Annotated in this window: 2 protein-coding genes and 1 pseudogene; all 3 read left to right on the forward strand. The window is 53.1% G+C overall.

All coding sequences use genetic code 11. The features are described 5' to 3' along the window. Positions 1–290: pseudogene (locus DXB44_RS14305) on the forward strand (replication protein); the annotation flags it as partial. Then, entirely contained in the window at positions 287–1,150 is an 864-nt protein-coding gene (locus DXB44_RS14310; protein ID WP_117888737.1) for an ATP-binding protein, read from the forward strand. The pseudogene DXB44_RS14305 and the gene DXB44_RS14310, both read left to right, overlap by 4 nt. A 43-nt stretch (positions 1,151–1,193) precedes the next feature. Further along, positions 1,194–1,388, forward strand: a complete 195-nt coding sequence (locus DXB44_RS14315; RefSeq protein ID WP_044987216.1) for a transposon-encoded TnpW family protein — start codon at positions 1,194–1,196, stop codon at positions 1,386–1,388. Positions 1,389–1,512: the final 124 nt, after the last annotated feature.

Consider the following 1,512-nt stretch of genomic DNA (forward strand, 5'->3'; position numbering starts at 1 on the left):
AGAAAGAGATAGAGATAAAGAGAGAGATAGAGAAGGGACACTCCGCCCGCGCCTATGGCCGTTACCAGAATGTTTTCCTGACGGACGAGGAAATGGCAGACTTGCAGGCCAGCTTTCCCACCATATGGGGCCAGTACATCGAAAAGCTGTCCGAGTACATGGCCTCTACCGGCAAGCGGTATCAGAGCCATGCCGCGACCATCCGGCGCTGGGCCGGTGAGGACGCGAAGAAAGCAGCCCCGCCCTCTCGCAACCGGGATTACAGCGTAAAGGAGGATGAAACCGTATGATTGAGATTACCGCAGAAATCCGGGCGCTGATCGACAAGGCAGCCGCCGGTGTGGAACTGGCCGGGGACGAGTACATAGACCCGGCAGACGGCCTCATTCACTGTAAGAAATGCGGCGGCCAGAGGCAGACCGTTGTGCCATGCTTTGGGAAATCCGGCTACTTTATGCCGCGCTGCATCTGCCAGTGCCAGCGGGAGGCTGAGGAGCAGCGCAAGACTGCTGAAGAACGGCAGCGCCGCATGGAGCGTATCAAACGCCGAAAGGCACAGGGCTTGCAAGACCGCTATCTCTATGACTACACCTTTGCCAACGACAACGGCGAAAACCCATTGATGGACAAGGCCCGCGCCTATGTGGAGAACTGGAAGGAGGCATACAGGAACAACACCGGCCTGCTTCTGTTTGGGGATGTGGGAACCGGCAAGTCCTTTTTAGCCGGTTGTATCGCCAACGCTTTGCTTGACCAGGATGTGCCGGTGCTGATGACGAACTTTCCCACCATCCTGAACCGCCTGACCGGGATGTTCTCTGAGGACAGGTCGGAGTTTATTGCCAGCTTTGACGAGTATGACCTGCTTATCATTGACGATCTGGGAGTAGAGCGCAGTACCGAATATGCTATGGAGCAGATGTTTTTCGTCATTGACAGCCGCTATCGCAGCCGCAGACCCATGATTATCACAACAAACTTGAAACTGTCCGAGCTGAAAAACCCGCCTGATCTGGCCCACGCCCGTATCTATGACCGTATTCTGGAACGGTGTGCGCCGATTCTCTTTGACGGAAAGAATTTCCGGGAAGAAAATGCCAGTGCTACCCGACAGGCAGCAAAAGACATTGTAAGCAGTAAGCATGACTGATTTTTTACCGGGCGGCACAGACCCGTTCGGAGAAAGGAGCGCCATGAACAGAGAACCCCGTACTATGCAGGCGGCAGATGCCGCTACTGTGTCCAGAGCGCCGGAAAACACGCCAGCGATGGTAAAGAAAATCGGCAAGACAACCTACAAGGTTCATGTCCATTTCAGCAATACCAGCACAGAAACCATGAGCGATAAAATCAAGCGTATGCTCAAAAATGAAATTCAGCAGATGTGAAAGACTGATAAACGAAGCCGCCTTGTGCTAAACTGATGGTGGTACGCACCAAAACTTTAGCCAAGGAGGACATGAAAATGCTGTACACAGAAAAAGAGAAGCATGAAATTGAACGAGTAAAGGA

Origin of the sequence: Faecalibacterium sp. OM04-11BH, from assembly GCF_003482185.1 — a bacterium.
Taxonomy (GTDB): Bacteria; Bacillota; Clostridia; order Oscillospirales; family Ruminococcaceae; genus Faecalibacterium; species Faecalibacterium tardum.

Bases quoted from the DNA above. Each gene is read 5' to 3' on its own strand.
- DXB44_RS14310 (WP_117888737.1), top strand. From the start codon at position 287: ATGATTGAGATTACCGCAGAAATCCGGGCGCTGATCGACAAGGCAGCC.
- DXB44_RS14315 (WP_044987216.1), top strand. From the start codon at position 1,194: ATGAACAGAGAACCCCGTACTATGCAGGCGGCAGATGCCGCTACTGTG.